We start from the raw sequence: 647 nt of genomic DNA on the forward strand, positions 1-647 counted from the left end.
TTCGGGAAGTTGCCGTCAGGGGTGTTATGGACCTTCACGAAGGTGACCGGCACGTTCAGCGCCTTAAAGCGCGCTTCCAGCGCATCCACCACCGGGCCGGCAGCGCCGTTACCGGAGTTGATGACCAGCTTCAGCGGCTTCAGGTTGGCCACGTTGATATAACCCAGCAGGTGGTCGATGTACTCTTTACGCAGATCGATCTGCTTATAGCTGCCGCGTTTTGCCTCGTTCACTGGCGGGAAGTCGTTGGCTTCCGCCAGGCGCTGCACGTCGCGCAGACCGGTATCGCCGCTGATGGGGCGAGCCCCTTCGCGCACCAGCTTCATGCCGTTGTAATCCATCGGATTATGGCTGGCGGTGACTTCGATGCCGCCGTCCACGCCCAGGTGGAAGGTGGCAAAATAGATCTCCTCGGTACCGGAGAGCCCGATATCCAGCACATCCACGCCTGCGTCCTGCAGTCCTTTTGCCAGCGCCATTTTCAGGGCAGCACTGGTCAGGCGAACGTCGCCGCCCAGCACGATCGTTTTTGGCTTCAGATACTCGCCATAGGCGCGGCCAATGCGCCACGCAATGTCTTCGTTCAGCTCTTCACCCAGCTTGCCGCGAATGTCATAAGCTTTAAAACAGGTTAACTTTTCCATGAT

Annotated in this window: 1 pseudogene; it reads right to left on the reverse strand. The window is 58.6% G+C overall.

Annotation, left to right across the window (positions count from 1 at the left end):
* Positions 1-644 (reverse strand): annotated as a pseudogene (locus tag LZP96_RS23960) (phosphohexomutase domain-containing protein); the annotation flags it as partial.
* Between the last annotated feature and the right edge of the window lie 3 nt (positions 645-647).

The sequence above is a fragment of the Huaxiibacter chinensis genome, assembly GCF_022171985.1.
GTDB classification, from domain to species: domain Bacteria; phylum Pseudomonadota; class Gammaproteobacteria; order Enterobacterales; family Enterobacteriaceae; genus Enterobacter; species Enterobacter chinensis_A.